Origin of the sequence: Micromonospora sp. NPDC048868, from assembly GCF_043198195.1 — a bacterium.
In the GTDB taxonomy this organism is placed as follows: domain Bacteria; phylum Actinomycetota; class Actinomycetes; order Mycobacteriales; family Micromonosporaceae; genus Micromonospora; species Micromonospora reichwaldensis.
The window spans coordinates 60,018-85,808 of the sequence record NZ_JBICUN010000004.1 but is presented as its reverse complement, the minus strand read 5'-3'; the positions used below and the strand labels follow the sequence as shown (position 1 = coordinate 85,808).

Genomic DNA, 25,791 nt, shown 5'->3' with positions numbered 1-25,791 from the left:
ATGGCCAAGAAGGCGCTGATCATCAAGGCGGCCGCGAAGCCGAAGTTCTCGGTTCGCGCGTACACCCGCTGCCAGCGGTGCGGGCGTCCCAAGGCGGTCTACCGCAAGTTCGGTCTCTGCCGGGTCTGCATCCGGGAGATGGCCCACCGCGGTGAGCTGCCGGGCGTGTCCAAGGCTTCCTGGTAAGGGCGACCGCGTCCCGGCCTTCGGGCCGGGACCCCTTGCACCGATCACGTATTGCTCTTCGCCGTAGGCCCGGCGTGCATCGCCTCGGGAACCCCGGCGAGAAAGGCTGACGAAATCCATGACGATGACCGACCCGATCGCAGACATGCTCACGCGTCTGCGTAACGCCAACCAGGCGTACCACGACCAGGTGACGATGCCCTACTCGAAGATCAAGGCGAACATCGCCGAGGTCCTCAAGGCCGAGGGCTACATCGCCACCTGGTCGGTCGAGGAGCCCGAGGAGGGCGCCGTCGGCAAGCGACTGGTCGTCGAGCTGAAGTACGGCCAGAACCGGGAGCGGAGCCTGGCCGGCATCAAGCGAGTGTCCAAGCCCGGTCTGCGGGTTTACGCCAAGTCGGACGGGCTCCCGCGGGTGCTCGGCGGGCTGGGCGTGGCGATCATTTCGACGTCCCAGGGGCTGCTCACCGACCGGCAGGCCCGCAAGCGGAGCGTTGGCGGGGAAGTCCTCGCCTTCGTCTGGTAACGGGAGACAGGTAGAAATGTCGCGTATTGGACGTAAGTCGATCCCGGTGCCGACCGGCGTCGACATCACGATCGACGGGCAGACCGTCAAGGTCAAGGGCCCGAAGGGCGAGCTCTCGCACACCCTGGCCGAGCCGATCACGATCGACCGGGCCGAGGACGGGCAGCTGAACGTCAACCGCCCGAACGACGAGCGCAAGGCCAAGGAACTGCACGGCCTCAGCCGTACCCTGGTCGCCAACATGATCGTCGGCGTCACCGAGGGCTACCGCAAGAGCCTGGAGATCGCCGGCACCGGTTACCGCGTGACCGCCAAGGGCAAGGACCTGGAGTTCGCGCTCGGGTTCTCGCACCCGGTGCACGTGCCGGCGCCGGACGGCATCACCTTCACGGTGGAGAGGCCGACGCTGTTCCACGTGGCCGGCATCGACAAGCAGCTCGTCGGTGAGGTTGCCGCCAACATCCGGAAGATCCGCCCGCCGGAGCCCTACAAGGGCAAGGGCGTGAAGTACCAGGGCGAGGTCATCCGCCGCAAGGCTGGAAAGGCAGGTAAGAAGTGAGCGCCACGCTGCTCAAGCGCCGCCGCGGCGTCGCCGCCAAGCGTGCCGTCGGGCGTGCGCGCCGGCACTTCCGGGTCCGCAAGAACGTCAGCGGCACCGCCGAGCGTCCCCGCCTCGTGGTCACCCGCTCCCTGCGGCACATCGTCGCCCAGATCGTGGACGACACCAAGGGTCACACCCTGGCGTCGGCCTCGACCCTGGACGCCTCGCTGCGCGGCACGGAGGGCGACAAGAGCGCCCTGGCCGGCAAGGTCGGCGCCCTGCTCGCCGAGCGCGCCAAGGCCGCCGGCGTCTCCAAGGTCGTCTTCGACCGCGGTGGCAACCGGTACGCGGGGCGGGTCGCCGCGCTTGCCGACGCCGCCCGCGAAGCCGGGCTCGAGTTCTAGAAACCCCGTCACGAGAGAGAAGGAAGGCTGCTGATGCCAGGTCAACAGCGCCGTGGCGGCGGGTCCGGTGGCAACGAGGGTGGTCGCCGCGACAACCGCCGTGAGGGCGGCCGCGGAAACGCGCCCGTCGAGAAGACCCCGCACCTCGAGCGGGTCGTCGCGATCAACCGCGTCGCCAAGGTCGTGAAGGGCGGTCGTCGCTTCAGCTTCACCGCCCTGGTGATCGTGGGCGACGGCGACGGCACCGTCGGTGTGGGCTACGGAAAGGCCAAGGAGGTGCCCGCGGCGATCGCCAAGGGCGTCGAGGAGGCCAAGAAGCACTTCTTCAAGGTGCCGCGGATCGCCGCGTCGATCCCGCACCCGGTGACGGGTGAGGCCGCGGCCGGTGTGGTGCTGCTCAAGCCGGCGTCCGCCGGTACGGGTGTCATCGCCGGTGGCCCGGTGCGTGCCGTGCTGGAGTGCGCGGGTATCCACGACGTGCTCTCCAAGAGCCTCGGTTCGTCGAACCCGATCAACATCGTGCACGCCACCGTGGCGGCGCTGAAGGGGCTCGAGTCCCCCGAGGCCGTCGCCGCCCGTCGTGGCCTGCCGGTCGAGGACGTCGCGCCGGCCGCCATGCTGGCGTCGCGGGCGGGGGTGGCTTCCTGATGGCTCGCCTGAAGGTCACCCAGGTCCGGTCCGGGATCGGGACCAAGCAGAACCAGCGTGACTCGCTGCGTTCGCTCGGTCTCAAGCGGATCAACGACGTGGTGGTCAAGGAGGACCGTCCGGAGATCCGCGGCATGATCTTCACGGTCAACCACCTCGTGAAGGTCGAGGAGGTCGAGTAATGACGATCAAGGTCCACCACCTGCGCCCGGCGCCCGGTGCCAAGACCGCGAAGACCCGTGTGGGTCGCGGTGAGGGCTCCAAGGGCAAGACCGCCGGTCGCGGTACCAAGGGTTCCAAGGCCCGTAAGAACATCTCGGCGGCGTTCGAGGGTGGGCAGATGCCCATCCACATGCGCCTGCCGAAGATGAAGGGCTTCAAGAACAAGTTCAAGGTGGTCTTCCAGGTGGTCAACCTGGACCGGCTCGCCGAGCTGTTCCCGAACGGCGGCCAGGTCGGCCCGCTCGAGCTGGTCGAGGCCGGCGCGGTCCGCAAGGGCCACCCGGTCAAGGTCCTCGGCACCGGGGACCTGGGCGGGGTCGCTCTCCAGGTGTCGGCGCACGCGTTCAGCGCGTCGGCCAAGGAGAAGATCACCGCCGCCGGTGGCTCCGTCACCGAGCTGTAAGGGCTGCACGATCCACGGCGCCCGCTCAGTTGTCGCAACTGGGCGGGCGTCATGGTCTGCCTGGCATGTGTGCGCCGGGTAACATCGGATTCGGTTTATGTAGCCGGGCAGATCTGCCCGGACGGGGATCGGGCTGTTAGAGTCCCTTCCCAGCCATGGATATCGGGCACTCGCCCGGCACCCAACCCGCCCCGCCAGGGATCACCGGCGGCCCGCCTCGCGCAGGAGGAAGAAGTTGCTGTCCGCCTTTCTCAGTGCGTTCCGTACGCCTGACCTGCGCAAGAAGCTGCTGTTCACAGTAGGCATCATTGCGGTCTACCGGCTCGGGGCGACGCTGCCCAGCCCGGGTGTCTCGTACGGCAACGTCCAGAAGTGCATCGACGCCATGGAGAACGGCTCCACGGGCGTGATGAACCTGCTCAACCTCTTCTCCGGTGGCGCGCTGCTGCAGCTCTCGGTCTTCGCGCTGGGCATCATGCCCTACATCACAGCGTCGATCATCCTGCAGCTGCTGACGGTGGTGATCCCCCGGCTGGAGCAGCTCCGCAAGGAGGGCCAGTCCGGCCAGGCGAAGATCACCCAGTACACCCGCTACCTGACCCTGGGCCTGGGTGTCCTCCAGGCGTCGGCGTTCGTGGCGCTGGCCCGCTCCGGGCAGCTCTTCAACAACCAGTGCGACCAGTTCCCGATCATCCCCGAGGGGACCGGGATCCCGGACTGGCTGACCCTCAGCCTCCTGGTCATGACGATGACCGCCGGCACCGGCGTGGTGATGTGGCTCGGTGAGCTGATCACCGACCGGGGCGTCGGCAACGGCATGTCCGTCCTGATCTTCACCTCGATCGCCGCCCGGCTCCCCAGCGAGGGCTGGCAGATCAAGCAGACCGGTGGCTGGGGCAAGTTCCTCCTCGTCATCGCGCTGGTCCTGGTGGTCATCACCGCGGTCACCTTCATCGAGCAGGCGCAGCGCCGGATCCCGGTGCAGTACGCCAAGCGCATGATCGGCCGGCGGATGTACGGCGGCACCTCGACCTACATCCCGCTGAAGGTCAACCAGGCGGGTGTCATCCCGGTCATCTTCGGCTCCTCGCTGCTCTACCTGCCCCAGCTGGCGCTGCAGTTCTTCGACCAGAACAACCCGGGCAAGACGCAGGCGTGGATCCAGAACAACCTGGTGGACCCGACCAGCCCGATCTACATCGCGGTCTACTTCCTGCTGATCATCTTCTTCACGTACTTCTACGTCTCGATCACGTTCAACCCGACCGAGGTCGCGGACAACATGAAGAAGTACGGCGGCTTCGTGCCGGGCATCCGCCCGGGCAAGCCGACCGCCGACTACCTCGACTTCATCCTCAGTCGGATCACGCTGCCGGGCGCCCTCTACCTGGGCATCATCTCGATCCTGCCGAACTTCTTCTTCATCTGGCTGGACAAGCAGCAGTACCTGAACTTCCCGTTCGGCGGCACCGCTGTGCTGATCATGGTCGGCGTCGGTCTGGAGACCACGAAGCAGATCGAGAGCCAACTCATGCAGCGGAACTACGAAGGGTTCCTGCGGTAGATGAGACTCGTTCTGGTTGGCCCGCCGGGTGCGGGCAAGGGCACGCAGGCCGAGTTCATCGCCGCGCACCTCTCGGTCCCGAAGATCTCGACCGGCGACATCTTCCGGTCGAACGTCTCGCAGGGCACCCCGCTCGGCGTCGAGGCGAAGCGCTACATGGACGCCGGCGAGCTGGTGCCCGACGAGGTCACCATCAACATGGTGCGGGACCGGCTCGCCGAGCCGGACGCCTCCGAGGGCTTCCTGCTCGACGGCTTCCCGCGGACGACGCCGCAGGCCGCCGCGCTGGACAAGCTCCTCGCCGACCTGGGCACCGCGCTGGACCTGGTGCTGGAGCTGGTCGTCGACGACGACGAGGTGATCCGGCGGCTCTCCGGTCGGCGTACCTGCCGGGGCTGCGGCAAGATCTGGCACGTCGAGTTCGACGCCACCTCGCGTGAGGGCATCTGCGACCGGTGCGGCGCCGAGCTGTTCCAGCGCGACGACGACAAGCCGGAGACCATCGCCACCCGCCTGCGCGAGTACGCGGACAAGACCGCGCCGCTGGTCGACTACTACGGCGCCCAGGGCAAGCTGGTGGGCATCGACGCCACCGGCCCGGTGGAGGACGTCACCGTCCGCGCCATCGACGCCCTGCGCTCGTACGGCGGCTGACGTCCCGCCGGGTTCCGGCGGATAGAGTGCGAAGAGCGGGGTACGCCTGACGTGCCCCGCTCTTCGGCATCTGCAACCGAAAGGTAACGGCTCCATGCGTCGTCCCCAGCTGGACATCCAGCTGAAGACCCCTGACCAGATCGAGAAGATGCGGGCCGCCGGGCTGGTGGTCGCCGAGGCGCTGCGTCGGATGCGGGAGGCGGTCGCCCCAGGGGTCAGCACCGCCGACCTGGACGCCATCGCCGAGTCGACCATCCGCGAGGCCGGCGCCGTCCCCTCCTTCAAGGGCTACCACGGCTTTCCCGCGTCGATCTGCTCGTCGGTCAACGAGCAGGTCGTGCACGCCATCCCGTCGGCGCGGCAGGTGCTCCGCGACGGGGACATGATCTCCATCGACTGCGGTGCGGTGCTCGACGGCTGGCACGGCGACGCCGCCATCACCGTCGGGGTGGGCGAGGTCGAACCGGCGCTGCTGAAGATGGCGGCGGTGGCCGAGGACGCCATGTGGGCGGGCATCGCCGCAGCCGCCCGCGGCGCGGCCAGCGGCAAGGGCCGGCTCACCGACATCTCGCACGCCGTCGAGGACGCGGTCCGCAAGGGCGGGCGGTACGGCATCGTCGACGGCTACGGCGGGCACGGCATCGGCACCGAGATGCACCAGGACCCGCACGTGCTCAACCACGGACGGCCGGGGAAGGGCCCGCGTCTGGTGCCGGGCATGGCGCTGGCCATCGAGCCGATGATCACGATGGGCTCACCCCGGACGGTCGAACTCTCCGACGGCTGGACCGTGATCACCCGGGACCGGTCGATGGCGGTGCACGTCGAACACACGATGGCGCTGCTCCCGGACGGCGTCTGGGTGCTGACCGCGCCGGACGGCGGGCGCGCCCGCCTGGGCGAGCTGGTCACCTCCCGGCAGCCCGCGGACTCGCCGGCTCGCTGAGCCCTCAGCAGCGCTCCGCCGGGCGCCGCGTCCCGTCCTCTCCCGCCCCCTGAGGCGCGCACCAGCCGCACCGAGGGGTCGGAGGGCGACGCGCACCGAGAGCCTCGACGGCGACCGTTCCCAGGGCCCGGATGGGTGATCGCACCGAGGGCCTGGACGGCGACGCGCACCGAGGGCCCGAGGGCGACCGCCCACAGGACCCAACGGCGATGCGCACGGAGGGCCGGAGTCGCGGGGCCCGGCTGCGCGATGCCGGCCCGGCCCGCGTCCGGATGCGGCGCCCCGCCGCCCCGACCGCCGGCCGGGACCCGCCCTCGCCTCGGGCCCGGAGCCTCGGGAGGGGCCGCGGCGGGAGGGGCAGCGGCTGGTGGAGCGGTGGCATGCTTGCGGGCATGGAGGGACGCGACGGGATGCGGGCCGCCGACGCCGACCGCCAGGCGGTGGCGGAGCGGCTGCGGGTGGCCGTCGACGAGGGCCGGCTGGACCTGCACGAGTACGACGAGCGGTTGCAGCGGGCGTACGCCGCACGCACGTACGGCGAGCTGGACGTGCTGGTGGTCGATTTGCCGGCGCAGGCGGCCCCGGCGGCGTCGGAGCTCGCCACGCGGCTGGAGACCGTCCCGTCGCCGGCGGAGGGTGTCCGGTCGCCGGCGACCTCGTCGGTGACGGCCCGGTGGCTGGCCGAGGTGTGGCTGCCGTACCTGCGGGTGGTCGCGATCACGGTGACCGTCTGGGCGGTGACGTCCGCGCTCTCCACGGATCTGCTCTACTTCTGGCCCGTCTGGGTGGCCGGGCCGTGGGGAGCGGTGCTCGTGGTGCGCACGGTCGCCGGTCTCGCCGGCGGGGAGCCGCGGCGGCAGGCTGAGCAGCGGGAGCGGCGGCGTGAGCGCCGGCGGGCGAAGCGGGCGCGCAAGCGCGAGTTGGCTGCCGCCGAGGAGGGGCACCGGAGCCCGGTGCGGGAGCTGCCGCCGGCCCAGCGGGAAGGCCGGCCCGGCGAGGCCGACGCCGAGGTGTGATTGGCCCGTTCCGTCCGGTTCGACGCACCGATTCCCGGCCGGTTTGGCGACGGCCCGCAGGCGGGCGTACACTTTCTGATCGGCGCACAGCGTCCACTCCGGCATGCCCACCCTGCGCTTCGGTGGGAGCCGGAGCCGCGGCTGGCGCGGGCAACCTGATCTTGATCGGTGGCCCGTGTAAGACGTTGTGGGCCGTCCGGAGTAACCGACGTCAGGACAGCGGAGTACATGCCGAAAAAAGACGGAGCCATCGAGATCGAGGGTCGGGTCATCGAGCCCCTGCCGAACGCCATGTTCCGGGTGGAGCTCGCGAACGGCCACAAGGTGCTGGCTCACATCAGCGGCAAGATGCGGCAGCACTACATCCGCATCCTGCCGGAGGACCGGGTCGTCGTCGAACTCTCGCCGTACGACCTGACCCGCGGGCGCATCGTCTACCGCTACAAGTAAGCCTGACGGCGGCCGGGACGTCCCCGTGTCCGTCTTCGACGTCCGGTGTCGCGCCTCGGCGCGTCGTCGGGCCAGATGGGAAGTAAGGCAACCGTGAAGGTCAAGCCGAGCGTCAAGAGGATCTGCAACAAGTGCCGGGTCATTCGCCGGCACGGCCGGGTCATGGTCATCTGCACCGACCCGCGCCACAAGCAGCGCCAGGGCTGAACCAGTTCCGGCCGGCCGTGTGACAACGGTCGGTCGAAATCGGTCCGGGCCGCAGATCCAGACACCGAATCACATGCTCGTCCCAGCCGCGGGCGGTGCGCATCGCGTACCTCATCGTGGTTGACCCCCGGTCGGAGGCCGGGGCCCGCTCGGGCAGCGACCGACCTGGTCGCCGGCGCACGACGCCGGTGACGGAACGGTCGGTAGCGGGGTGGGACGGGTCCACACCTCCGCCAGAACATCACGAGGAGTACGCCCGCACATGGCACGTCTAGTCGGCGTCGACCTCCCCCGCGAGAAGCGGATGGAGATCGCGCTCACCTACATCTTCGGCGTGGGTCGCACCCGGGCCCTGGAGACGCTCTCTGCCACCGGCATCTCGCCGGACAAGCGCGTCCGGGACCTCACGGACGAGGAGCTGGTCCAGCTCCGTAACCACATCGAGGGCAACTACAAGGTTGAAGGCGACCTGCGCCGCGAGGTCGCCGCTGACATCCGCCGCAAGGTCGAGATCGGCTGCTACGCGGGTATCCGGCACCGCCGGGGCCTGCCCGTTCGTGGCCAGCGGACCAAGACCAACGCGCGGACCCGCAAGGGCCCGAAGCGGACCGTCGCCGGCAAGAAGAAGCCCGGCAAGAAGTAATAGGAGCGCACAGACTTATGCCACCGAAGGCTCGTGCCGGAGCCGCTGTCAAGAAGGTCCGGCGCAAGGAACGCAAGAACGTCGCCCACGGGCAGGCGCACATCAAGAGCACCTTCAACAACACCATCGTGTCGATCACCGACCCGACCGGTGCGGTCATCTCCTGGGCCTCCTCGGGCCAGGTGGGCTTCAAGGGCTCCCGCAAGTCGACCCCGTTCGCCGCGCAGCTGGCCGCCGAGGCCGCGGCGCGTCGGGCGATGGAGCACGGCATGCGCAAGGTCGACGTGTTCGTCAAGGGACCCGGCTCCGGCCGGGAGACCGCCATCCGTTCGCTGCAGGCAGCCGGGCTCGAGGTCGGGCAGATCTCCGACGTCACGCCGCAGCCGCACAACGGGTGCCGTCCGCCGAAGCGTCGCCGGGTCTGAGAGGTTAGAGAGAGATGGCTCGTTACACCGGTGCTGACTGCCGCCGTTGCCGGCGGGAGAAGATGAAGCTGTTCCTCAAGGGCAGCAAGTGCGATGGTCCGAAGTGCCCGTTCGAGTCCCGGCCGTTCCCGCCCGGGCAGCACGGCCGCGGCCGCACGAAGGAGACGGAGTACCTGCTCCAGCTCCGTGAGAAGCAGAAGGCCCGCCGCGTGTACGGCGTGCTGGAGAAGCAGTTCCGCGGCTACTACGAAGAGGCCGTGGGCAAGAAGGCCAAGACCGGCGAGGTTCTCCTGCAGATCCTCGAGTCGCGGCTGGACAACGTGGTCTACCGGGCCGGCTACGCCCAGTCCCGGGACATGGCCCGCCAGCTGGTCAAGCACGGCCACTTCACCGTGAACGGCAAGAAGGTCGACATCCCGTCGTTCCGCGTCAAGGAGCACGACATCATCGAGGTCCGGGGCAAGAGCAAGGAGCTCACCCCGTTCATCGTCGCGCAGGCTCAGGCCGGCTCGAAGTCGGTTCCGGCGTGGCTGGAGGCTATCCCCAGCCAGATGAAGGTGCTCGTGCACTCGCTCCCGGCCCGCCAGGTCATCGACACGCAGGTCCAGGAGCAGCTGATCGTCGAGCTCTACTCCAAGTAGTCGGAGCTCGTTGCGGTGGCCCGCCCTTCCGGGGCGGGCCACCGGAACACTTTGTCGTGGGCGTCATATGGCGGGCGCCCCGGAAGAGAAGAGAAGACATGCTCATCAGCCAGCGACCGACTCTCTCCGAGGAGTCGATCAACGAGACCCGGTCCCGGTTCACCATCGAGCCGCTGGAGCCGGGCTTCGGGTACACCCTGGGCAACTCGCTGCGGCGCACGCTGCTGTCGTCGATCCCGGGTGCGGCGGTCACCTCGATCAAGATCGACGGCGTGCTGCACGAGTTCACCACGATCCCCGGTGTCAAGGAGGACGTGGTCGAGCTCGTCATGAACATCAAGGAGCTGTGCGTCAGCTCCGAGCACGACGAGCCGGTCAGCATGTACCTGCGCAAGCAGGGCCCGGGCGACGTGACGGCGGGCGACATCCAGCCGCCGGCCGGCGTCTCGGTGCACAACCCGGACCTGAAGCTCGCCACCCTCAACGGCAAGGGCCGGCTCGACATGGAGCTGACCGTCGAGCGGGGTCGCGGCTACGTCACGGCGGCGCAGAACAAGCAGGCCGGCGCCGAGATCGGCCGGATCCCGGTCGACTCGATCTACTCGCCGGTGCTGAAGGTGACGTACCGCGTCGAGGCGACCCGTGTCGAGCAGCGGACCGACTTCGACCGGCTGATCATCGACGTCGAGACCAAGCCGTCGATGGGCCCGCGTACCGCGCTGGCCTCCGCCGGCTCGACGCTGGTGGAGCTGTTCGGTCTGGCCCGGGAGCTGGACGAGACCGCCGAGGGCATCGACATCGGGCCGTCCCCGCAGGACGCCCAGCTCGCGGCCGACCTGGCGCTGCCGATCGAGGAGCTGGACCTGACCGTCCGCTCCTACAACTGCCTCAAGCGCGAGGGCATCAACTCCGTTGGTGAGCTCATCGGGCGTACCGAGGCCGACCTCCTCGACATCCGCAACTTCGGGCAGAAGTCGATCGACGAGGTCAAGATGAAGCTCGCCGGGATGGGTCTGGGGCTGAAGGACTCGGCCCCGAACTTCGACCCGGCGCACGTCGTGGACGCCTTCGGCGAGGCCGACTACGACACCGACGACTATCGCGAGACCGAGCAGCTCTAGTCCGCGCTGCCGCCACACCTGAGGAGCACCAAGCATGCCCACGCCCACCAAGGGCCCCCGCCTCGGCGGCAGCCCCGCGCACGAGCGGCTGATGCTGGCCAACCTGGCCACTGCGCTGTTCCAGCACGGCAAGATCAAGACCACCGAGACGAAGGCCCGGCGGCTGCGTCCGCTGGCCGAGCAGCTCATCACCAAGGCCAAGCGCGGCGACCTGGCGTCCCGCCGGCGGGTGCTGGGCGTCGTCAAGGACAAGGACGTGGTCTACGCCCTGTTCGACCAGATCGCCCCCCGGTTCGCCACCCGCAACGGTGGCTACACCCGGATCGTGAAGACCGGTCCGCGCAAGGGTGACAACGCGCCGATGGCGATCATCGAGCTGGTCGAGGAGCTTCAGGTCGCCGAGCCGAAGGCGAACAAGAAGACCGCCGCCCGCAAGGCCGCGCAGCAGGACAAGGTCGAGGCACTCGCCCCGGCCGAGGAGGCCCCGAAGTCGAACTCGGGCGACCAGGACGCCGAGGCGCCCGTGTCGGCGTCCGGCGACACCGCCGCCGCCCGCGAGGACAGCGACGAGGCCGGCGAGAACGACAAGGCCTGATCCAGGCCACCGTCGGGCCCGGCACCCCTTCGTGGGGTGCCGGGCCCGACCCGTGAGGCGGAGGTACGAGTGGACGAGCGCACCCGGCTGCGGCTGGACGTCGCGTACGACGGGTCGGGCTTCTCCGGCTGGGCCGCCCAGCCCACCCGGCGCACGGTCGCCGGGGTGCTCGTGGAGACCCTCGACCTGGTCCTCGGCGCGGGTACGGCGACCGGCCTGACCGTGGCGGGCCGCACCGACGCCGGGGTGCACGCCACCGGGCAGGTCTGCCACCTCGACCTGCCGGCCGCCGTGTGGCGGGAACACGACGGACGGCTGCTGCGCCGACTGGCCCGGCTGCTCCCCACCGACGTCCGGGTACGCGCGATGGCCGAGGTGCCCGCCGACTTCGACGCCCGGTTCTCGGCCACCTTCCGCCGCTACGAGTACCGGGTCACCGACGCCACCTGGGGTGCCGAGCCGCTGCGCCGGCACGAGATCCTGGCCTGGCCGAAGCCGCTCGACCTGGCCGCGTTGAACGCCGCCGCCGCCGGGCTGGTGGGGGAGCACGACTTCGCCGCGTACTGCCGGCGCAAGGAGAACGCCACCACGCTGCGCGAGGTGACCCGGCTGGACTGGCGGCGGGACCCGGACGGGATCCTCGTGGCCACCGTGCAGGCCGACGCGTTCTGCCAGGCGATGGTGCGCAGCCTCGTCGGCGCCATGCTGGTCGCCGGCGACGGGCGCCGGCCGGCCGAGTGGCCGGGCAGCCTGCTGGCCCGCCGGGAACGCTCCAGCGAGGTGACCGTGGCGCCGGCGCACGGGCTGACCCTGGTCGCCGTCGGCTACCCCGAGGACCCGGCCGAGTACGCCCGCCGCGCCGAGGCGACCCGGCAGCTGCGCGTACCCGTGGAGGGCTGACCGCCCGGCCCAGGCCCCGGTACCCGGCCAGCATCGTCGAGCGTCAAGGGAGTGGAAGCCGTGCAGGAACCTCGCCGTGGACGGGACCTCGGCATCGTCGTCGGGACGCTGCCGACGGGACCGCTGAACGCCGTCACCGACGTGCCCGGCGTACGGGTGGGCCACACCACGCTGGTCGAGGGGGACGGCATCCGCAGCGGGGTGACGGCGATCGTCCCGGACCAGCTGACCGACCGCCGGTCGCTGCCCGCGGGGCTGTTCGTGGGCAACGGGCACGGCAAGATGGTCGGCTCGACCCAGGTGGCCGAGCTGGGCGAGATCGAGACGCCGGTGGTGCTGACCGCGACGCTGTCGACGTTCCGGGCCGCGGACGCGCTGGTCACGTACATGCTCGGGCAGCCGGGCCGGGAGACGGTCGAGTCGCTGAACCCGGTGGTGGCGGAGACCAACGACGGGTTCCTGTCCGACATCCGGGCGCGGCCGGTGCGGGAGCAGCACGTCCTCGCGGCGCTGGCGGAGGCCCGCGGCGGACTGCCCGCGGAGGGTGCCGTCGGCGCCGGTACGGGCACGGCCGCCCTCGGCTTCAAGGCCGGCATCGGCACGTCCTCGCGGCTCGCCACGACCTCCCGGGGCGCCGTCACCGTCGGTGTGCTGGTGCAGTCCAACTTCTCCGGCCTGCTACAGGTGTGCGGGGTGCCGATCCGGCCCGAGCAGGTGGGGGTGCCTAGCCTGTCGCTGCCGGGCCGGCCGGAGCAACCGGGGAACTCCTGTGTCATCGTGGTCGCCACGGACGGCCGCCTCGACGCGCGGCAACTGGGTCGGGTGGCCCGCCGGGCCATCTTCGCCATGGCGCGGGTCGGTTCGGACTTCGCCGGCGGCAGCGGCGACTACGCCCTGGCGTTCTCCACCGCCGACACGCAGGCGCCGACGGCGCCGGAGTCCGACCTGGAGCCGGTCTTCGCGGCGGTGCTGGAGGCCACGGAGGAGGCACTGCTGAACTCGCTGTTCATGGCGCGCACCACCGTCGGCGTCAAGGGGCGGGTCAAGTACGCGGTCCCGCACGCCCGGATGCTCGACCTGTTGCGGGCACACCGGGTCGAGCTCCGGACGTAGGCGGCCGGTGGCGGGACGCGGAACGGGTACGCGGCCGTGGCCCACGTACCCGTTGCGCGCGCTCGCCGTCGCGGCCCGGTCAGTCGCCCCCGTCCTGCCTGCCGGTGTCGCTCGCGCCCCCGTCGGTCGGCTGGCCGGCCGTGCCGCCGTCCGCCCGGCGCTCCAGCACGCCCCGGTTGAGGTGCAGCTCGATCATGTCGAAGAGGATCTCCCGGGCCTTCGTGTCGCCGGACCTGATCGTCTCGCCGTCGCTGCGGGTGACCACCGCGTACGCGAGGTAGTGGCCGCGCACCTGCCAGCCGACGCGGGCCGGCGCGGTGGCGATGGCCGCGCTGTCCTCGTCGGCCGCCATGCCCCGGAACCGGCCCTCCCGCTCGTCGAGCAGCAGCCGGATCCGGTCCCGGGCGCGTTCGGCGTTGGCCCGGTCGGTCAGGTTGAACAAGCCGGTGGTGACGAGGTGGCCGCCGTCGGGCGTCCGCAGCGTGGCCCGGACCACCTGGGTGCAGCCGAGGCGGACCAGCAGGTCGGCGACCTCTCCGGTGGCCGCCACCGCGCAGGCGGCGCTGGACTGGCTCTTCAACACCTTGTAGGCGGGCTCCCCGTCCGCGACGACGAGCTGCTTGCCGGGGAAGAGTTCCTTGGCGGTCAGCGGCGCCTGGTCGGTGTCCCGCGAGTCGAGCGGCTGCGCCTCGACGTCGGCGGACTCGGCCGCCTCCGGCCGGGAGGTGGGCGTGTTCTGCGGCGTCCCGTTGCGCTCGGCCAGCAGGGCGGCGGCACCGAGGCCGCAGAGCGCCAGCAGCGCGAGGACGGCCGCGCCGCCGACCACGACCTGCCACCACCTGCCGCCGCCACCCCGCTGCGACCGCCCGGCTGAGGGCGGCGGCTCGACCGGCGCGGCCGGCGCGGCCGGCGCGATCGGCGGAGGGGGCTCGACCGGCGCGGGCGGTCGGGTCGGCGACTGCCCCTCGGCGGGCGCCCGCACGTGGGCGGACGGCGGTGGCGACACCTGCACCGCGGCGCGGACCGGCTCCGGCGCGACGGGCGGCGGCGACACCTGCGCCGCGGCCCGGACCGGCTCCGGCGCGGCGGAGGGCAGCACGACCCGGTTGGCGCGGGGCAGCGACGGCGTCGGGAAGCGGGAAGGGGAGGGGCCGGCGGGGGGAGGCGGACCAGCACCGAGCACCGGCCCGTCGGACCCGGGCTCCGGGTACTCCATGAATGCGTCCTCATCGGACTCGTACCGATACACCATGCCGCCCAGAGTAGGAGGCATTGTCCCTTTAGGTGCTAATAATAGGAAATTGTGGGCGGAGTCGTTTCGGCTCGTGCTGGGCACCGGCGCCGAGCCTGTGCCGGCGTGCCGGACCTGCCAGGGCCTCCGTCGGCGTGGCGCGCCTGGGCCGCGCCGGGCCTGCGTTGGCTGAGCCGGGGCCGCGCCGACGTGGCGAGCCTGTGCCGGGCCTGCGTTGGCTGTGCCGGGCCCGCGCCGACGTGGCGAGCCTGTGCCGGGCCGTGCCGGGTCGGGCCCGCGACGGCGTGGGCGGCGGCGGTGCGAGAATTGCCGGCGTGACCGGCGAACACTACTTCACCGCTGAACCGACGACCGCCGCCAACCCGCGCGAGGTCGAGTTCTCCGTCGCCGGCCGCGACTACACCCTGGCCTCCTCCGCCGGGGTCTTCTCCGCCGCCCGCCTCGACCCCGGCACGGCCGTGCTGCTGCGCAAGGCCGACCTGCCGGCCACCGACACCACCGGCGCCCTGCTCGACCTCGGCTGCGGCTTCGGCCCGATCACCTGCGTACTCGCGGATTCCGCCCCCACGGCGACCGTGTGGGCCGTCGACGTCAACGAACGGGCCCGGGAGCTCACCGCGGCCAACGCCGCGCGGGTCGGTGCGGCCGACCGGGTGCACGTCGCCGCGCCGGACGACGTACCCGCCGAGCTGACCTTCGCGGAGATCTGGTCCAACCCCCCGATCCACGTCGGCAAGGACGAGCTGCACGCGATCCTGCTGCGCTGGCTGCCCCGGCTCGCCCCGGACGGTGTCGCCTGGCTGGTGGTGGCCCGCTACCTCGGCGGGGACTCGTTGCAGCGCTGGCTGGTCGAGCAGGGCTGGCAGGTGGGGCGCCACGCCAGCCAGAAGGGCTACCGGGTGCTGCGGGTCACCCGGTAATTGGTTGGGCCGCCCGGCCCGTGCTCGGGCAGGATGCCGACGTGGGATACGTGGACGTGGCAGCGGTCGGGCACATCCTTCCCGACGGCCGGGAACTCTTCTCTGACGTGTCGTTCCGGGTCGGGGAGGGTGCCAAGGTGGCCCTGGTCGGGCCGAACGGCGCGGGCAAGACGACGTTGCTGCGGATGGTCGCCGGCGACCTGCCGGTGAAGACCGGCGCGATCGCGCGCGCCGGCGGGCTGGGCGTGATGCGCCAGTTCATCGGAATGATCGGCGACGAGTCGACGCTGGCCGACCTGGCCCTGTCGCTGGCCCCGCCCGCGCTGCGCGACGCCGGCCGCCGGCTGGTCGAGACCGAGGCGGCCATGCGCGCCGCCGAGGTCCGCGGCAAGTACAGCACCGCCGCCGGCAAGGCCCAGCTGGCGTACGCGGACGCGCTCGCGGCCTGGGGCGAGGTCGGCGGGTACGACGCCGAGGTGCTCTTCGACACGGTCGCCACCATCGTGCTCGGCCTGCCCTGGGAGAGCGCCCGGGAACGACCCGTCCGGACCCTGTCCGGCGGTCAGCAGAAGCGCTTCGCCCTCGAACTGCTGCTGCGCGGCCCCGACGAGGTGCTGCTCCTCGACGAGCCGGACAACTTCCTCGACGTGCCCGGCAAACGGTGGCTGGAGGGGCGGCTGCGGGAGTCGACCAAGTCGGTGCTCTACGTCTCGCACGACCGGGAGCTGCTCGCCCAGACCGCCGACCGGGTGGTCGCCGTGGAGGGTGGCAGCGCCTGGGTGCACCCGGGCGGCTTCGCGAGCTGGCACTCCGCCCGGCTGGCCCGGCACGCCCGCCTCGACGAGCTGCGCAGGCGGTGGGACGAGGAGCACCAGAAGCTGCGCGAGCTGATGCTGATGTACAAGCAGAAGGCCGCGTACAACGACGGGCTGGCGTCGCGCTACCAGGCCGCGCAGACCCGGTTGCGCAAGTTCGAGGAGGCCGGGCCGCCGCCCGTACCGCCGAAGGACCAGGACATCCGGATGCAGCTCACCGGCGGGCGGACCGGCAAGCGCGCGGTGATCTGCGAGCAGCTGGAGCTCGACGGCCTGACCTTCCCGTTCGACCTGGAGATCTGGTACGGCGACCGGGTCGCGGTGCTCGGCGCCAACGGCACGGGCAAGTCGCACTTCCTGCGGCTGCTCGCCCGGGGCGGCACCGACCCCGACCCGGCCAACGGGCCGGTCGACGGCGCCGCCGCGCTCGCGCCGGTGGTGCACGACGGGGTGGCCCGGCTCGGCGCGCGCGTGCGCCCCGGGCACTTCTCGCAGACCCACGACCGGCCGGAACTGATGACGAAGACCCTCGTCGAGATCCTCTGGCGGGGCGACGAGCACCGGACCGGCATGGACCGGCACGCCGCGATGGCGGCGCTGAGCCGGTACGAGCTGGCGGGGCAGGGCGACCAGCGCTTCGGCACGCTCTCCGGCGGTCAGCAGGCGCGCTTCCTGGTGCTGCTGCTGGAGCTGTCCGGCGCGACGCTGCTGCTGCTCGACGAGCCCACCGACAACCTCGACCTGGCCTCGGCGGAGGCGCTGGAGGCCGGGCTGACCGCGTTCGAGGGGACCGTGGTGGCGGTGACCCACGACCGCTGGTTCACCCGCACCTTCGACCGGTTCGTGCTCTTCCGGGGCGACAACGAGGTGGTGGAGACACCGGAGCCGGTCTGGGACGTGGCGTGACTCCCGCCGCCCCGGACCGGCCGGCATAGGGTGGATCTCGTGACTGAGATGAATTTCCGCCGGTTGGGCGACTCCGGGCTCGTGGTGTCCGTGGTCGGCGTCGGCTGCAACAACTTCGGCCGCAAGCTCGACCTCGACGGCACCCGGGCGGTGGTCGACGCCGCGCTCGACGCCGGGATCAACTTCTTCGACACCGCCGACATCTACGGAGAGCCGCAGGGCGGCTCCGAGGAACTGCTGGGCCAGGCGCTCAAGGGCCGGCGCGACGACGTGGTGGTGGCCACCAAGTTCGGCATGGACATGAACGGCATGAACGGCCCCGACTTCGGCGCCCGGGGCGCCCGCCGCTACATCGCCCGGGCGGTGGAGGCGTCGCTGCGTCGGCTCGGCACCGATCACATCGACCTGTACCAGATGCACGAACCCGACCCGGGCACCCCGATCGACGAGACGCTCGCCGCGCTCGACGACCTCGTCCGCGCCGGCAAGGTCCGCTACCTGGGCAACTCCAACTTCGCCGGCTGGCAGATCGCCGACGCCGACTGGGTGGCCTCGTCGAACGGACGGTCCCGGTTCATCAGCGCACAGAACCACTACAGCCTGCTGGAGCGCGGCGTCGAGGCCGAGGTGGTGCCGGCGTGCGAGCGCTTCGGCCTCGGGCTGCTGCCGTTCTTCCCGCTCGCCAACGGGCTGCTCACCGGCAAGTACAAGCGCAACGAGACCCCGCCGGCAGGCAGCCGCCTCGCCGGTGGCGGCCGGTACGCCGAACGGCTCGCCGCCGCCGACTGGGACACCATCGAGGCGATCGAGGCGTACGCCGCCGAACGGGGACTGTCGATGCTCCAGGTGGCGATCGGCGGGCTGGCCGCCCAGCCGGCGGTGACCTCGGTGATCGCCGGTGCCACCACGCCCGAGCAGGTACGCGCCAACGCGGCGGCGGGCACCTGGCAGCCCACCGACGAGGACCTCGAAGCCCTGCGCGCAACCTTCTGAGCCTCCACTCGCCCGGACACCGCAGCACTGCGGCATCGCGGGTGGTGCGCCATCGGGGGGCGGTGCGCCACCCGTCACCCCGGCGACTGCCGGCTGTGGGGTCTGTGGGTGGGTGAGTGGAACGTCATGGGTGTCACCTGGCCTCGGAGACACCCGCCATGTTCCACCGATGCCGATGCCGATGCCGATGCGGGTGCCGGTGCCGGTGCCCGAGATCGGGGGACACACCCCTACCGCACCCGTCGATGGAACGTCATGGGTGTCAAGGGGCGGCGGAGGCACCCATGGTGTTCCACCCGGCCACCCGGCCACCCGGCCACCCGGCCACCCGGCCACTCGGCCTACCTACCGGCTGCCGGGCCGGCCGGTTGCCCGTGGCCTGGCGGCGGGGGTCAGGCGGAGGGGTGGCGCTCGCGGAGGGCCTGGCTCACCAGGGCGGCGGTGCGGGTGGGGTGTCGGAGCACGTCGTCGGCGGTGAAGCGGAGGACGATCCAGCCGGCCGCGCGCAGGGCGTTCAGCCGGGCGACGTCCTGGTGGAAATGGGCGCGCTCGCGGTGGTGGTCGCCGTCGTACTCGACCGCGACACGCAGGGTCGGCCACGCCAGGTCCACCCGGCCGACGAAGCGCCCGTCGGCGTCGCGCACGTCGTGCTGGGCGATCGCGGGCGGCAATCCCGCGTCGAGCAGGAGCAGCCGTAGGCGGGTCTCCATCGGGGATTCCGCCAGCGCCAGGATCTCCCGCAGCAGGGGCAGGCCGGGCCAGCCCGGCCGCGCGTCGGCGTACGCGCGTAGTGCGGGGAGCTTCACCACCCGGCGGTGCAGCAGCGCGTCGACGGCGACCAGGGCCTCGTCCCGAGGGGCCTGGCGGCCCAGGTCGAAGGCGGTGCGCAGGGGAGTGGTGACGGGCAGCCCGCCGAGGCGGGTGCGATCGGAATCCGGCACCACCGACCGGTGCACCCGAAGACGTGGGTGGGCGCGCATCCGCGCGGCGCGTGGCAGCAGCACGGTGACCGGCGCGTCCCGGCGGAGCAGGTCGACGCCCCACAGGTACGCGGCGCTGCGGCCGGCGATCGCCCCGCCGACCGGCAGCGACAGCGCGACCGCGTCGCACCACATCCGGTGGTCGTCCGCGCGGTAGCCGTCACGGTGCACGTGGACGTCGGGCAGGAGGCGCCGCCAGGATGGCCCGCGCAGCATCGTCCAGGTCAGGAGGCCGTCGGCGATGGCGGCGCTGGCCCGGAACGGCAGGAAGGCCAGGCGGGGTGGAACCCGGGCGGCGGAGGGCATCCGGACAGCGTCGCGTGACGGGACGGTCACCCGCCGCCCCGTCCCTCGGGTTCGGGCGGTCGATGTGAAATCCGCGTCCCGACCTTGGCGGATCCGGCGATCCGTCGTACGGTGACACCCGCAAGTGACCCACGGGAGCCCGGTGGACCGGGCTGAGAGGGGGGCTGTGAGCCCCCGACCGTCGAACCTGATCCGGGTAATGCCGGCGCAGGGAGGAGTGTTGCCGTGCCGTCCCTCGGGCGACTGCATCTCATCACCGACACCCGACCCGGGCGGGACCCGCTCACCGTGCTGCGGGCCGCCCTTGCGGTGGCCCGCGCGGAACTGGTCGTGCAGGTCCGGGTGGAGGACGACGCCACCGACCGGGAGGCGTACGACCTGACCCGTCGGGTGGTCGCGCTCTGTGCCCCGTACGACGTCACCTGCCTGGTGAACGACCGGCTGCACGTGGCGCTGGCGGCGGGTGCCGCAGGTGGGCACGTCGGCGCGGACGACCTGCCGGTGGGGGCGGCCCGCGGGGTGCTCGGCGCGACCGCCGTGCTCGGTGCCACGGCCCGCGAGCCGGGGACGGCTGCCGAGGCGGTCGCCGCCGGGGCCAGCTACCTGGGCGTGGGCCCCTGCCACGCCACCGGCACCAAGGCGGGGCTGCCGGCGCCGATCGGCCCGGCCGGGGTACGCGCCGTCGCCGACGCCGTGGACGTGCCCGTCGTCGCGATCGGCGGCGTGACCGCCGCGAAGGTGCCCGCGCTGCTGGCCGCCGGGGCGTACGGGGTGGCGGTGGTGGGGGCCCTCTCCGGGGCGGCGGATCCGGGTCGGGCGACGGCGGAGCTGCTGGGAGCGCTGGGGTGCTGAACCGACCGGACGTCGCCGTGGTGGGGGCGGGACCGGTCGGGCTGGCGATCGCCTGGCGCTGCGCGCAGCGCGGACTGCGGGTCGTCGTGCACGATCCCGCCCCGGGCTCCGGCGCGTCCCACGTCGCCGCCGGGATGCTCGCCCCGGTCGCCGAGGCGTACTTCGGCGAGCACGAGCTGACCGGGCTGCTGACCGCCTCCGCCGCCCGCTGGCCGGCCTTCGCCGCCGAGCTGACCGCCGCCACGGGCGTGGACGCCGGCTACCGGACCGAGGGCACCCTGATGGTCGGGCTGACCGCCGACGACCTGGCCGAGGCGCGCCGGCTGTGGGCGTACCAGCAGGGGATCGGGCTGCCGGTGACGCCGCTGCGCCCCTCGGCGCTGCGGGACCGCGAGCCGGCGCTGGCGCCCCGGGTGCGCGGCGGCGCGCTCGCCGGAACCGACCACCAGGTCGACCCGCGCCGGCTCGTGCCCGCGCTGCGCACAGCCGCCGAGCGGGCCGGCGCCACGCTGGTGCCCGCCGCCGTGCGCTCCCTGTCCGACGTGGACGCCGCAGTCACCGTGGTCGCGGCCGGCTGCGGCGCGGCGGTCCTGACGGGGCTGCCCGTGCGGCCGGTGAAGGGGCAGGTGGTCCGGCTCCGCGCGCCCGGCGGCGGCGCGCCGGGCTTCCGGCACGTCATCCGGGGGTACGCCGACGGCGAGCACGTCTACCTCGTGCCCCGCGCCGACGGGGAGGTGGTGGTGGGCGCGACCGTCGAGGAGCGCTCCGACACCGACGTGTCCGCCGGGGCGGTGCTGCGCCTGCTCCGCGCCGCCGTCGACCTGCTGCCGGAGCTGGCCGAGTACGACCTGGTGGAGGCGCTCGCCGGCCTGCGCCCCGGCACCCCCGACAACGCCCCGATCCTCGGCCCGCTGCCCGGCCGGCCCGGCGTGCTCGCCGCCACCGGACACCACCGGCACGGCATCGTGCTCACCCCGGTCACCGCCGACCTGATCGCCGAGCTGGTCGTCACGGGTGTGGCGGACCCACTGCTCGCCCCCTTCACCCCGGCCCGGTTTCCGCCGCCGGTCACGCCGTCGCCGGTGGCCGGGGCGATGCGGGCGGCCGGTGGGGAACCGGGCGTCATGGCCGCCGATGGTCGGTCCGGCCCCCTGTCGTCCGAGGAGGAGCACACGTGGAACTGACGGTGAACGGTGCCGGGCGCAGCCTGCCCGGCGGCTCGACCGTGGCGGACCTGGTCCGCGCGGTCACCGACCAGCAGCGCGGCCTCGCCGTCGCGGTCAACGGGGAGGTGGTGCCGCGTACGGGCTGGCCGGCGACCGTGCTGCGCGACGGCGACCGCGTCGAGGTGCTCAGCGCCGCCCAGGGCGGGTGACACGGTGAGCTTCGACCTGGGCGGCGTGAGCTTCACGTCCCGGCTGATCCTCGGCACCGGCGGCGCGGCCAACCTGCGCGTGCTGGAGGACGCCATCCGTGCCTCCGGCACCGAACTCGTCACCCTGGCCCTGCGCCGCGTCGACACCGCCCCCGGCACCGCCGGCGGGCTGCTGGACCTGCTGGACCGGTGCGGCGTACGGCTGCTGCCGAACACCGCCGGCTGCTACACGGCGGGCGAGGCGGTCAAGGTGGCGCACCTGGCCCGGGAGGCGTTCGGCACGGACTGGGTGAAGCTGGAGGTGATCGGCGACGAGCGCACGCTGCTGCCCGACGGGGTGGAGCTGCTGCGCGCCGCCGAGGAACTCGTCGACGACGGGTTCGTGGTGCTGCCGTACACGTCGGACGACCCGATCCTGGCCCGCCGGCTGGCCGACGTCGGCTGCGCGGCGGTGATGCCGGCGGGCGCGCCGATCGGCTCCGGCCTGGGCGTGTCGAACCCGCACCACATCCGGCTGATCCGGCAGGGCGTCGACGTGCCGGTGATCCTGGACGCCGGCATCGGCACCGCCTCGGACGCCGCGCTGGCCATGGAGCTGGGCTGCGACGCGGTGCTGCTCGCCAGCGCCGTCACCCGCGCCGCCGACCCGGTGGCGATGGCCACCGCGATGCGGTACGCGGTCGAGGCGGGCCGGCTCGCGTACGGGGCGGGTCGGATCGCCCGCCGCTTCCACGCGCTCGCCTCCACCCCGGACGAGGGACGGCCGGACCTGTGACCCACCCCGCCCCCGCCCCCGCCCCCGGCCCCGGTTCCGCTTCGCCCCCGGGTGCCGCGCCGGCTCCGGGCGCTGTTTCGGCTTCGGCTTTGGATCTTGGTACGGAAGAGCCCCTGGAGGGGCCGTTTCCTACCAAGATCTCGGGCGGGCCGGCCGGCGTCCTGTTGCTGACCGACCGGCGGCAGGCTCGGCGGCCGTTGGCCGAGGTCGTTGCCGGGGCGGTGGCCGGGGGAGTGCGGTGGGTGGTGCTGCGGGAGAAGGACCTCCCGTGGGCCGAGCGCGCCGCCCTCGCCGCCGAGCTGCGCGCGATCCTCGCCGAGGCGGGCGGCAGCCTGATCGTCGCCGGCCCCGACCCGCTCGACGGCGACGCGGTGCACCTGCCGTCGGCAGGGCCGTACCCGCCGCCGAGGCTCGGCCTGGTGGGCCGCTCCTGCCACGACCGGGCGGAGCTGGCGCGACTGACCACCGAGGACTACGCCACCCTCTCGCCCGTCTACCCGACCAGCACCAAGCCCGGCTACGGCCCACCCCTGCGCCCGGACGGGCTCGGCACGCTGATCCGGCACAGCCCCGTGCCGGTCCTGGCGCTCGGTGGAGTGCAGAGCCCGGACCAGGTGGCCGCCTGCGTCGAGGCGGGAGCCGTCGGCGTGGCGGTGCTGGGCGCGATCATGCGCGCCGACGACCCCGAGGCGGCAGCAGCCACCCTCACGGCAGCCACCAACGCGGCGAGCCGGACTGGGCACGGCAGCTCAGCTCCTGCTGGGACGACGCGCAGCCGGCGGGACCGCACGGAGGTCTCAGGGACGGGGCTGCGGCCGACCGTGCCCACGGAGGGATCAAGCCTGACCGCCCGGAGTGGGCACGGTCGGCCGCAGCCCCCAAACGCGACGACCACGCAGGCCCGGCGCGAGATCCCGTACGCCATCACGGAAGAGGAACGATGACCCCGACGACCGTGCTCACCATCGCCGGCTCCGACTCCGGCGCCGGTGCCGGCATCCAGGCCGACCTGAAGGTCTTCGCGGCCCTCGGCGCGTACGGCACCAGCGTGCTCACCGCGGTCACCGCGCAGAACACGAGGGGCGTCGACGCCGTGCTGCCCCTGCCGCCGCGCACCGTCACCGAGCAGCTCGACAGCGTGCTCGCCGACTTCACCGTCCGCGCCGTGAAGACGGGGGTGCTCGGCACCCCGGCGGTCGCCGACGCGGTGGCGGACGCCGCCAGGGGCGGCCGGCTGCCGCACCTCGTCGTCGACCCGGTGCTCGTCGCCACCAGCGGGCACCGGCTGGGCGTGGTCGCCGCCGTGGAGCGGCTGTTGCCGTACGCGCAGGTGGCGACGCCGAACTGCGCGGAGGCCGCGGCCATCACCGGACGCCCGGTGACCACGGTCGAGGAGATGGTGGCCGCCGCCGAGGCCCTGGCGGCCGGCGGGCCGGCGCACGTGGTGGTGACCGGCGGCGACGTGGACGCCGACGGTGAGGCGGTCGACGTGCTGCACGGCCGCGGCGTCACCACCCTGCTGCGCGCGCCGCGGGTCGACACCCGGCACAACCACGGCACCGGGTGCTCGTTCTCGGCGGCGATCGCGGTCCGGCTGGCGCTCGGCGACGAGGTGCCGACGGCGGTCGCCGCCGCCAAGGAGTACGTCCTCCGCGCGCTGACCGGCGCGCGGGACTGGGAGCTGGGCGCGGGACGCGGCCCGCTGGACCACTTCGGCTGGTCCGCTTGATCACCAGGGAGGCTGTCATGCAGGCACGTCGCAAGGTGTACGTGGAGGGGTCCCGGCCGGACGTGCGGGTGCCGTTCGCCGAGGTGGAACTGGCCGGCGACAACCCGCCGCTGCGGCTCTACGACACCTCCGGCCCCGGCTCCGATCCGGAGGTCGGGCTGCCGCCGCTGCGTGCGGCATGGATCGCCGAGCGCGGCGACGTGGCACCGGTGCGGGGCGCGGGCACCCCGCTCGCGGGCGCGGACGGCCGCCGCCCCACCCAGCTCGCGTACGCGCGGGCGGGCGTGGTGACGCCGGAGATGGAGTTCGTGGCGGTGCGGGAGGGGATGGCGCCGGAGTTCGTCCGGGACGAGATCGCCGCCGGGCGGGCCGTGCTGCCGCTCAACGTCAACCACCCCGAGTGCGAGCCGGCCATCATCGGCAAGGCGTTCCTGGTGAAGGTGAACGCCAACATCGGTACCTCGGCGGTCTCCTCTTCCGTCGCCGAGGAGGTGGAGAAGCTGACCTGGGCGACCCGGTGGGGCGCGGACACCGTGATGGACCTGTCGACGGGGAAGCGGATCCACGAGACCCGCGAGGCGATCGTGCGGAACTCGCCGGTGCCGATCGGCACCGTGCCGATCTACCAGGCGCTGGAGAAGGTCGGCGGCGATCCGGTGAAGCTGAGCTGGGAGGTGTTCCGGGAGACCGTGGTCGAGCAGGCCGAGCAGGGCGTCGACTACATGACGGTGCACGCGGGGGTGCTGCTGCCGTACGTGCCGCTGGCGGTGGATCGGGTGACCGGGATCGTGTCGCGGGGCGGCTCGATCATGGCGGCCTGGTGCCTGGCGCACCACGAGGAGAACTTCCTCTACACGAACTTCGCCGAGCTGTGTGCGCTGCTCGCGCGCTACGACGTGACGTTCTCGCTCGGTGACGGGCTGCGCCCCGGCTCGATCGCGGACGCCAACGACGAGGCGCAGTTCGCTGAGCTGCGCACCCTCGGCGAGCTGACGGAGATCGCCTGGGAGCACGACGTGCAGGTGATGATCGAGGGCCCCGGCCACGTGCCGATGCACAAGATCAAGGAGAACGTGGACCTCCAGCAGGAGTGGTGCCACGAGGCACCGTTCTACACCCTCGGCCCGCTGACCACCGACATCGCCCCCGCGTACGACCACATCACGTCGGCGATCGGCGCGGCGATGATCGGTATGTTCGGCACCGCGATGCTCTGCTACGTGACCCCGAAGGAGCACCTGGGGCTGCCGGACCGCGACGACGTGAAGGCCGGCGTGATCGCGTACAAGATCGCGGCGCACGCGGCCGACCTGGCCAAGGGGCACCCGGGCGCGCAGGCGTGGGACGACGCGCTCTCCAGGGCGCGGTTCGAGTTCCGCTGGGAGGACCAGTTCAACCTGTCGCTGGACCCGGAGACCGCGCGCTCGTACCACGACGCGACCCTGCCGGCGGAGCCGGCGAAGACCGCCCACTTCTGCTCGATGTGCGGCCCGAAGTTCTGCTCAATGAAGATCACCCAGGAGCTGAAGGAGTACGCGGCGCGCGGCATGCAGGACAAGTCGGAGGAGTTCCTCTCCTCCGGCGGCCGGGTCTACCTGCCGCTCGCCTGAGCGGCGCGACCGCGCGTCCGACGACGACGCCCGTCCCCGCCGACGTTCGGGAGAAAGAGCGGCGCCGCCCCGG

At 72.5% G+C, this 25,791-nt stretch carries 32 protein-coding genes and 1 riboswitch; of the genes, 30 read left to right on the top strand and 2 right to left on the bottom strand.

Going from position 1 to position 25,791, the window contains the following annotated elements; translation table 11 throughout:
- The 20 genes from ACGFNF_RS07610 to ACGFNF_RS07515 all read left to right on the top strand — a co-directional run bounded on the left by ACGFNF_RS07610 (nucleotide 1) and on the right by ACGFNF_RS07515 (nucleotide 13,205).
- On the top strand, nucleotides 1–186 hold the full coding sequence (locus tag ACGFNF_RS07610; RefSeq protein WP_007465272.1) for a type Z 30S ribosomal protein S14: 186 nt from the start codon (nucleotides 1–3) through the stop codon (nucleotides 184–186).
- 118 nt (nucleotides 187–304) lie between these two features.
- The gene (gene rpsH / locus ACGFNF_RS07605) at nucleotides 305–712 is read left to right on the top strand and encodes a 30S ribosomal protein S8 (protein WP_073828943.1); all 408 of its coding nucleotides are present in this window, start codon (nucleotides 305–307) and stop codon (nucleotides 710–712) included.
- 16 nt (nucleotides 713–728) lie between these two features.
- Entirely contained in the window at nucleotides 729–1,271 is a 543-nt protein-coding gene (rplF, locus tag ACGFNF_RS07600) for a 50S ribosomal protein L6 (protein ID WP_132230906.1), read from the top strand.
- Between the two features lie 8 nt (nucleotides 1,272–1,279).
- Entirely contained in the window at nucleotides 1,280–1,657 is a 378-nt protein-coding gene (gene rplR, locus ACGFNF_RS07595; protein WP_172896629.1) for a 50S ribosomal protein L18, read from the top strand.
- A 33-nt stretch (nucleotides 1,658–1,690) separates the two neighbouring features.
- Nucleotides 1,691–2,305, top strand: a complete 615-nt coding sequence (gene rpsE / locus ACGFNF_RS07590) for a 30S ribosomal protein S5 (protein WP_132230907.1) — start codon at nucleotides 1,691–1,693, stop codon at nucleotides 2,303–2,305.
- Nucleotides 2,305–2,487, top strand: a complete 183-nt coding sequence (gene rpmD, locus ACGFNF_RS07585) for a 50S ribosomal protein L30 (RefSeq protein WP_074314584.1) — start codon at nucleotides 2,305–2,307, stop codon at nucleotides 2,485–2,487. The genes rpsE and rpmD overlap by 1 nt, the downstream gene beginning before the upstream one ends.
- On the top strand, nucleotides 2,487–2,930 hold the full coding sequence (rplO, locus tag ACGFNF_RS07580; protein WP_121399885.1) for a 50S ribosomal protein L15: 444 nt from the start codon (nucleotides 2,487–2,489) through the stop codon (nucleotides 2,928–2,930). Before rpmD ends, rplO begins: the two co-directional genes overlap by 1 nt.
- A 235-nt stretch (nucleotides 2,931–3,165) precedes the next feature.
- Nucleotides 3,166–4,494, top strand: a complete 1,329-nt coding sequence (gene secY, locus ACGFNF_RS07575; protein ID WP_132230908.1) for a preprotein translocase subunit SecY — start codon at nucleotides 3,166–3,168, stop codon at nucleotides 4,492–4,494.
- Nucleotides 4,495–5,148, top strand: coding sequence for an adenylate kinase (locus ACGFNF_RS07570; protein WP_091627746.1), 654 nt, complete (start codon nucleotides 4,495–4,497; stop codon nucleotides 5,146–5,148). It abuts the gene before it with no gap.
- A 94-nt stretch (nucleotides 5,149–5,242) separates the two neighbouring features.
- Entirely contained in the window at nucleotides 5,243–6,094 is an 852-nt protein-coding gene (map, locus tag ACGFNF_RS07565; RefSeq protein ID WP_357581001.1) for a type I methionyl aminopeptidase, read from the top strand.
- A 392-nt stretch (nucleotides 6,095–6,486) separates the two neighbouring features.
- Complete coding sequence (locus ACGFNF_RS07560) at nucleotides 6,487–7,110, top strand: DUF1707 domain-containing protein (protein ID WP_357581000.1); 624 nt, start codon at nucleotides 6,487–6,489, stop codon at nucleotides 7,108–7,110.
- Nucleotides 7,111–7,338: 228 nt separating this feature from the next.
- Nucleotides 7,339–7,560, top strand: coding sequence for a translation initiation factor IF-1 (gene infA, locus ACGFNF_RS07555; protein ID WP_007073013.1), 222 nt, complete (start codon nucleotides 7,339–7,341; stop codon nucleotides 7,558–7,560).
- Nucleotides 7,561–7,653: 93 nt separating this feature from the next.
- Complete coding sequence (gene rpmJ, locus ACGFNF_RS07550; RefSeq protein ID WP_012184307.1) at nucleotides 7,654–7,767, top strand: 50S ribosomal protein L36; 114 nt, start codon at nucleotides 7,654–7,656, stop codon at nucleotides 7,765–7,767.
- A gap of 262 nt (nucleotides 7,768–8,029) precedes the next feature.
- The gene (gene rpsM / locus ACGFNF_RS07545) at nucleotides 8,030–8,410 is read left to right on the top strand and encodes a 30S ribosomal protein S13 (RefSeq protein WP_088998365.1); all 381 of its coding nucleotides are present in this window, start codon (nucleotides 8,030–8,032) and stop codon (nucleotides 8,408–8,410) included.
- 17 nt (nucleotides 8,411–8,427) lie between these two features.
- Nucleotides 8,428–8,835 (top strand): 30S ribosomal protein S11, encoded by a 408-nt coding sequence (gene rpsK, locus ACGFNF_RS07540; RefSeq protein ID WP_014440747.1) that lies wholly within the window; start codon nucleotides 8,428–8,430, stop codon nucleotides 8,833–8,835.
- A 14-nt stretch (nucleotides 8,836–8,849) separates the two neighbouring features.
- A complete protein-coding gene (rpsD, locus tag ACGFNF_RS07535; protein ID WP_327029600.1) occupies nucleotides 8,850–9,476 on the top strand; it encodes a 30S ribosomal protein S4 in 627 nt (208 codons plus the stop codon).
- A gap of 98 nt (nucleotides 9,477–9,574) precedes the next feature.
- Nucleotides 9,575–10,597 carry a DNA-directed RNA polymerase subunit alpha gene (locus ACGFNF_RS07530; RefSeq protein WP_013735931.1) on the top strand — a complete coding sequence of 341 codons (1,023 nt, stop codon included), beginning with the start codon at nucleotides 9,575–9,577 and terminating at the stop codon, nucleotides 10,595–10,597.
- Between the two features lie 34 nt (nucleotides 10,598–10,631).
- Nucleotides 10,632–11,192, top strand: coding sequence for a 50S ribosomal protein L17 (gene rplQ, locus ACGFNF_RS07525; protein ID WP_132230911.1), 561 nt, complete (start codon nucleotides 10,632–10,634; stop codon nucleotides 11,190–11,192).
- 69 nt (nucleotides 11,193–11,261) lie between these two features.
- Nucleotides 11,262–12,092, top strand: a complete 831-nt coding sequence (gene truA, locus ACGFNF_RS07520) for a tRNA pseudouridine(38-40) synthase TruA (RefSeq protein WP_357580664.1) — start codon at nucleotides 11,262–11,264, stop codon at nucleotides 12,090–12,092.
- 60 nt (nucleotides 12,093–12,152) lie between these two features.
- Complete coding sequence (locus ACGFNF_RS07515) at nucleotides 12,153–13,205, top strand: P1 family peptidase (protein ID WP_393166487.1); 1,053 nt, start codon at nucleotides 12,153–12,155, stop codon at nucleotides 13,203–13,205.
- Between the two features lie 79 nt (nucleotides 13,206–13,284).
- On the opposite strand, the gene ACGFNF_RS07510 is transcribed toward ACGFNF_RS07515, so the two are convergent.
- Nucleotides 13,285–14,457, bottom strand: coding sequence for a hypothetical protein (locus ACGFNF_RS07510; RefSeq protein ID WP_393166485.1), 1,173 nt, complete (start codon nucleotides 14,455–14,457; stop codon nucleotides 13,285–13,287).
- 314 nt (nucleotides 14,458–14,771) lie between these two features.
- Between ACGFNF_RS07510 and ACGFNF_RS07505 the strand changes: the two genes are divergently transcribed.
- The 3 genes from ACGFNF_RS07505 to ACGFNF_RS07495 are packed head-to-tail and all read left to right on the top strand — an operon-like array spanning nucleotide 14,772 to nucleotide 18,091.
- The gene (locus ACGFNF_RS07505; RefSeq protein ID WP_357580667.1) at nucleotides 14,772–15,377 is read left to right on the top strand and encodes a methyltransferase; all 606 of its coding nucleotides are present in this window, start codon (nucleotides 14,772–14,774) and stop codon (nucleotides 15,375–15,377) included.
- Nucleotides 15,378–15,418: 41 nt separating this feature from the next.
- The gene (locus ACGFNF_RS07500) at nucleotides 15,419–17,098 is read left to right on the top strand and encodes an ABC-F family ATP-binding cassette domain-containing protein (RefSeq protein ID WP_393166483.1); all 1,680 of its coding nucleotides are present in this window, start codon (nucleotides 15,419–15,421) and stop codon (nucleotides 17,096–17,098) included.
- A 30-nt stretch (nucleotides 17,099–17,128) separates the two neighbouring features.
- On the top strand, nucleotides 17,129–18,091 hold the full coding sequence (locus ACGFNF_RS07495) for an aldo/keto reductase (protein ID WP_393166482.1): 963 nt from the start codon (nucleotides 17,129–17,131) through the stop codon (nucleotides 18,089–18,091).
- Nucleotides 18,092–18,483: 392 nt separating this feature from the next.
- Here ACGFNF_RS07495 and ACGFNF_RS07490 read toward each other — a convergent pair whose 3' ends face one another.
- On the bottom strand, nucleotides 18,484–19,377 hold the full coding sequence (locus ACGFNF_RS07490) for a DUF559 domain-containing protein (protein ID WP_393166480.1): 894 nt from the start codon (nucleotides 19,375–19,377) through the stop codon (nucleotides 18,484–18,486).
- Between the two features lie 122 nt (nucleotides 19,378–19,499).
- A riboswitch (TPP riboswitch) is annotated at nucleotides 19,500–19,608 on the top strand.
- Between ACGFNF_RS07490 and thiE the strand changes: the two genes are divergently transcribed.
- From thiE to thiC, 7 genes are all read left to right on the top strand, one after another.
- Nucleotides 19,603–20,229, top strand: coding sequence for a thiamine phosphate synthase (gene thiE / locus ACGFNF_RS07485; RefSeq protein ID WP_393166478.1), 627 nt, complete (start codon nucleotides 19,603–19,605; stop codon nucleotides 20,227–20,229). Its footprint overlaps the riboswitch before it by 6 nt.
- Entirely contained in the window at nucleotides 20,223–21,413 is a 1,191-nt protein-coding gene (gene thiO, locus ACGFNF_RS07480; RefSeq protein WP_393166476.1) for a glycine oxidase ThiO, read from the top strand. Before thiE ends, thiO begins: the two co-directional genes overlap by 7 nt.
- Nucleotides 21,404–21,604 carry a sulfur carrier protein ThiS gene (gene thiS / locus ACGFNF_RS07475; RefSeq protein WP_132230919.1) on the top strand — a complete coding sequence of 67 codons (201 nt, stop codon included), beginning with the start codon at nucleotides 21,404–21,406 and terminating at the stop codon, nucleotides 21,602–21,604. The genes thiO and thiS overlap by 10 nt, the downstream gene beginning before the upstream one ends.
- Nucleotides 21,605–21,608: 4 nt before the next feature.
- Nucleotides 21,609–22,379 carry a thiazole synthase gene (locus tag ACGFNF_RS07470; protein ID WP_088998377.1) on the top strand — a complete coding sequence of 257 codons (771 nt, stop codon included), beginning with the start codon at nucleotides 21,609–21,611 and terminating at the stop codon, nucleotides 22,377–22,379.
- Between the two features lie 113 nt (nucleotides 22,380–22,492).
- On the top strand, nucleotides 22,493–23,323 hold the full coding sequence (locus ACGFNF_RS07465; RefSeq protein ID WP_393166859.1) for a thiamine phosphate synthase: 831 nt from the start codon (nucleotides 22,493–22,495) through the stop codon (nucleotides 23,321–23,323).
- Nucleotides 23,320–24,108, top strand: a complete 789-nt coding sequence (gene thiD / locus ACGFNF_RS07460) for a bifunctional hydroxymethylpyrimidine kinase/phosphomethylpyrimidine kinase (protein ID WP_393166474.1) — start codon at nucleotides 23,320–23,322, stop codon at nucleotides 24,106–24,108. Before ACGFNF_RS07465 ends, thiD begins: the two co-directional genes overlap by 4 nt.
- A gap of 17 nt (nucleotides 24,109–24,125) precedes the next feature.
- A complete protein-coding gene (gene thiC, locus ACGFNF_RS07455) occupies nucleotides 24,126–25,718 on the top strand; it encodes a phosphomethylpyrimidine synthase ThiC (RefSeq protein ID WP_393166472.1) in 1,593 nt (530 codons plus the stop codon).
- Nucleotides 25,719–25,791: the final 73 nt, after the last annotated feature.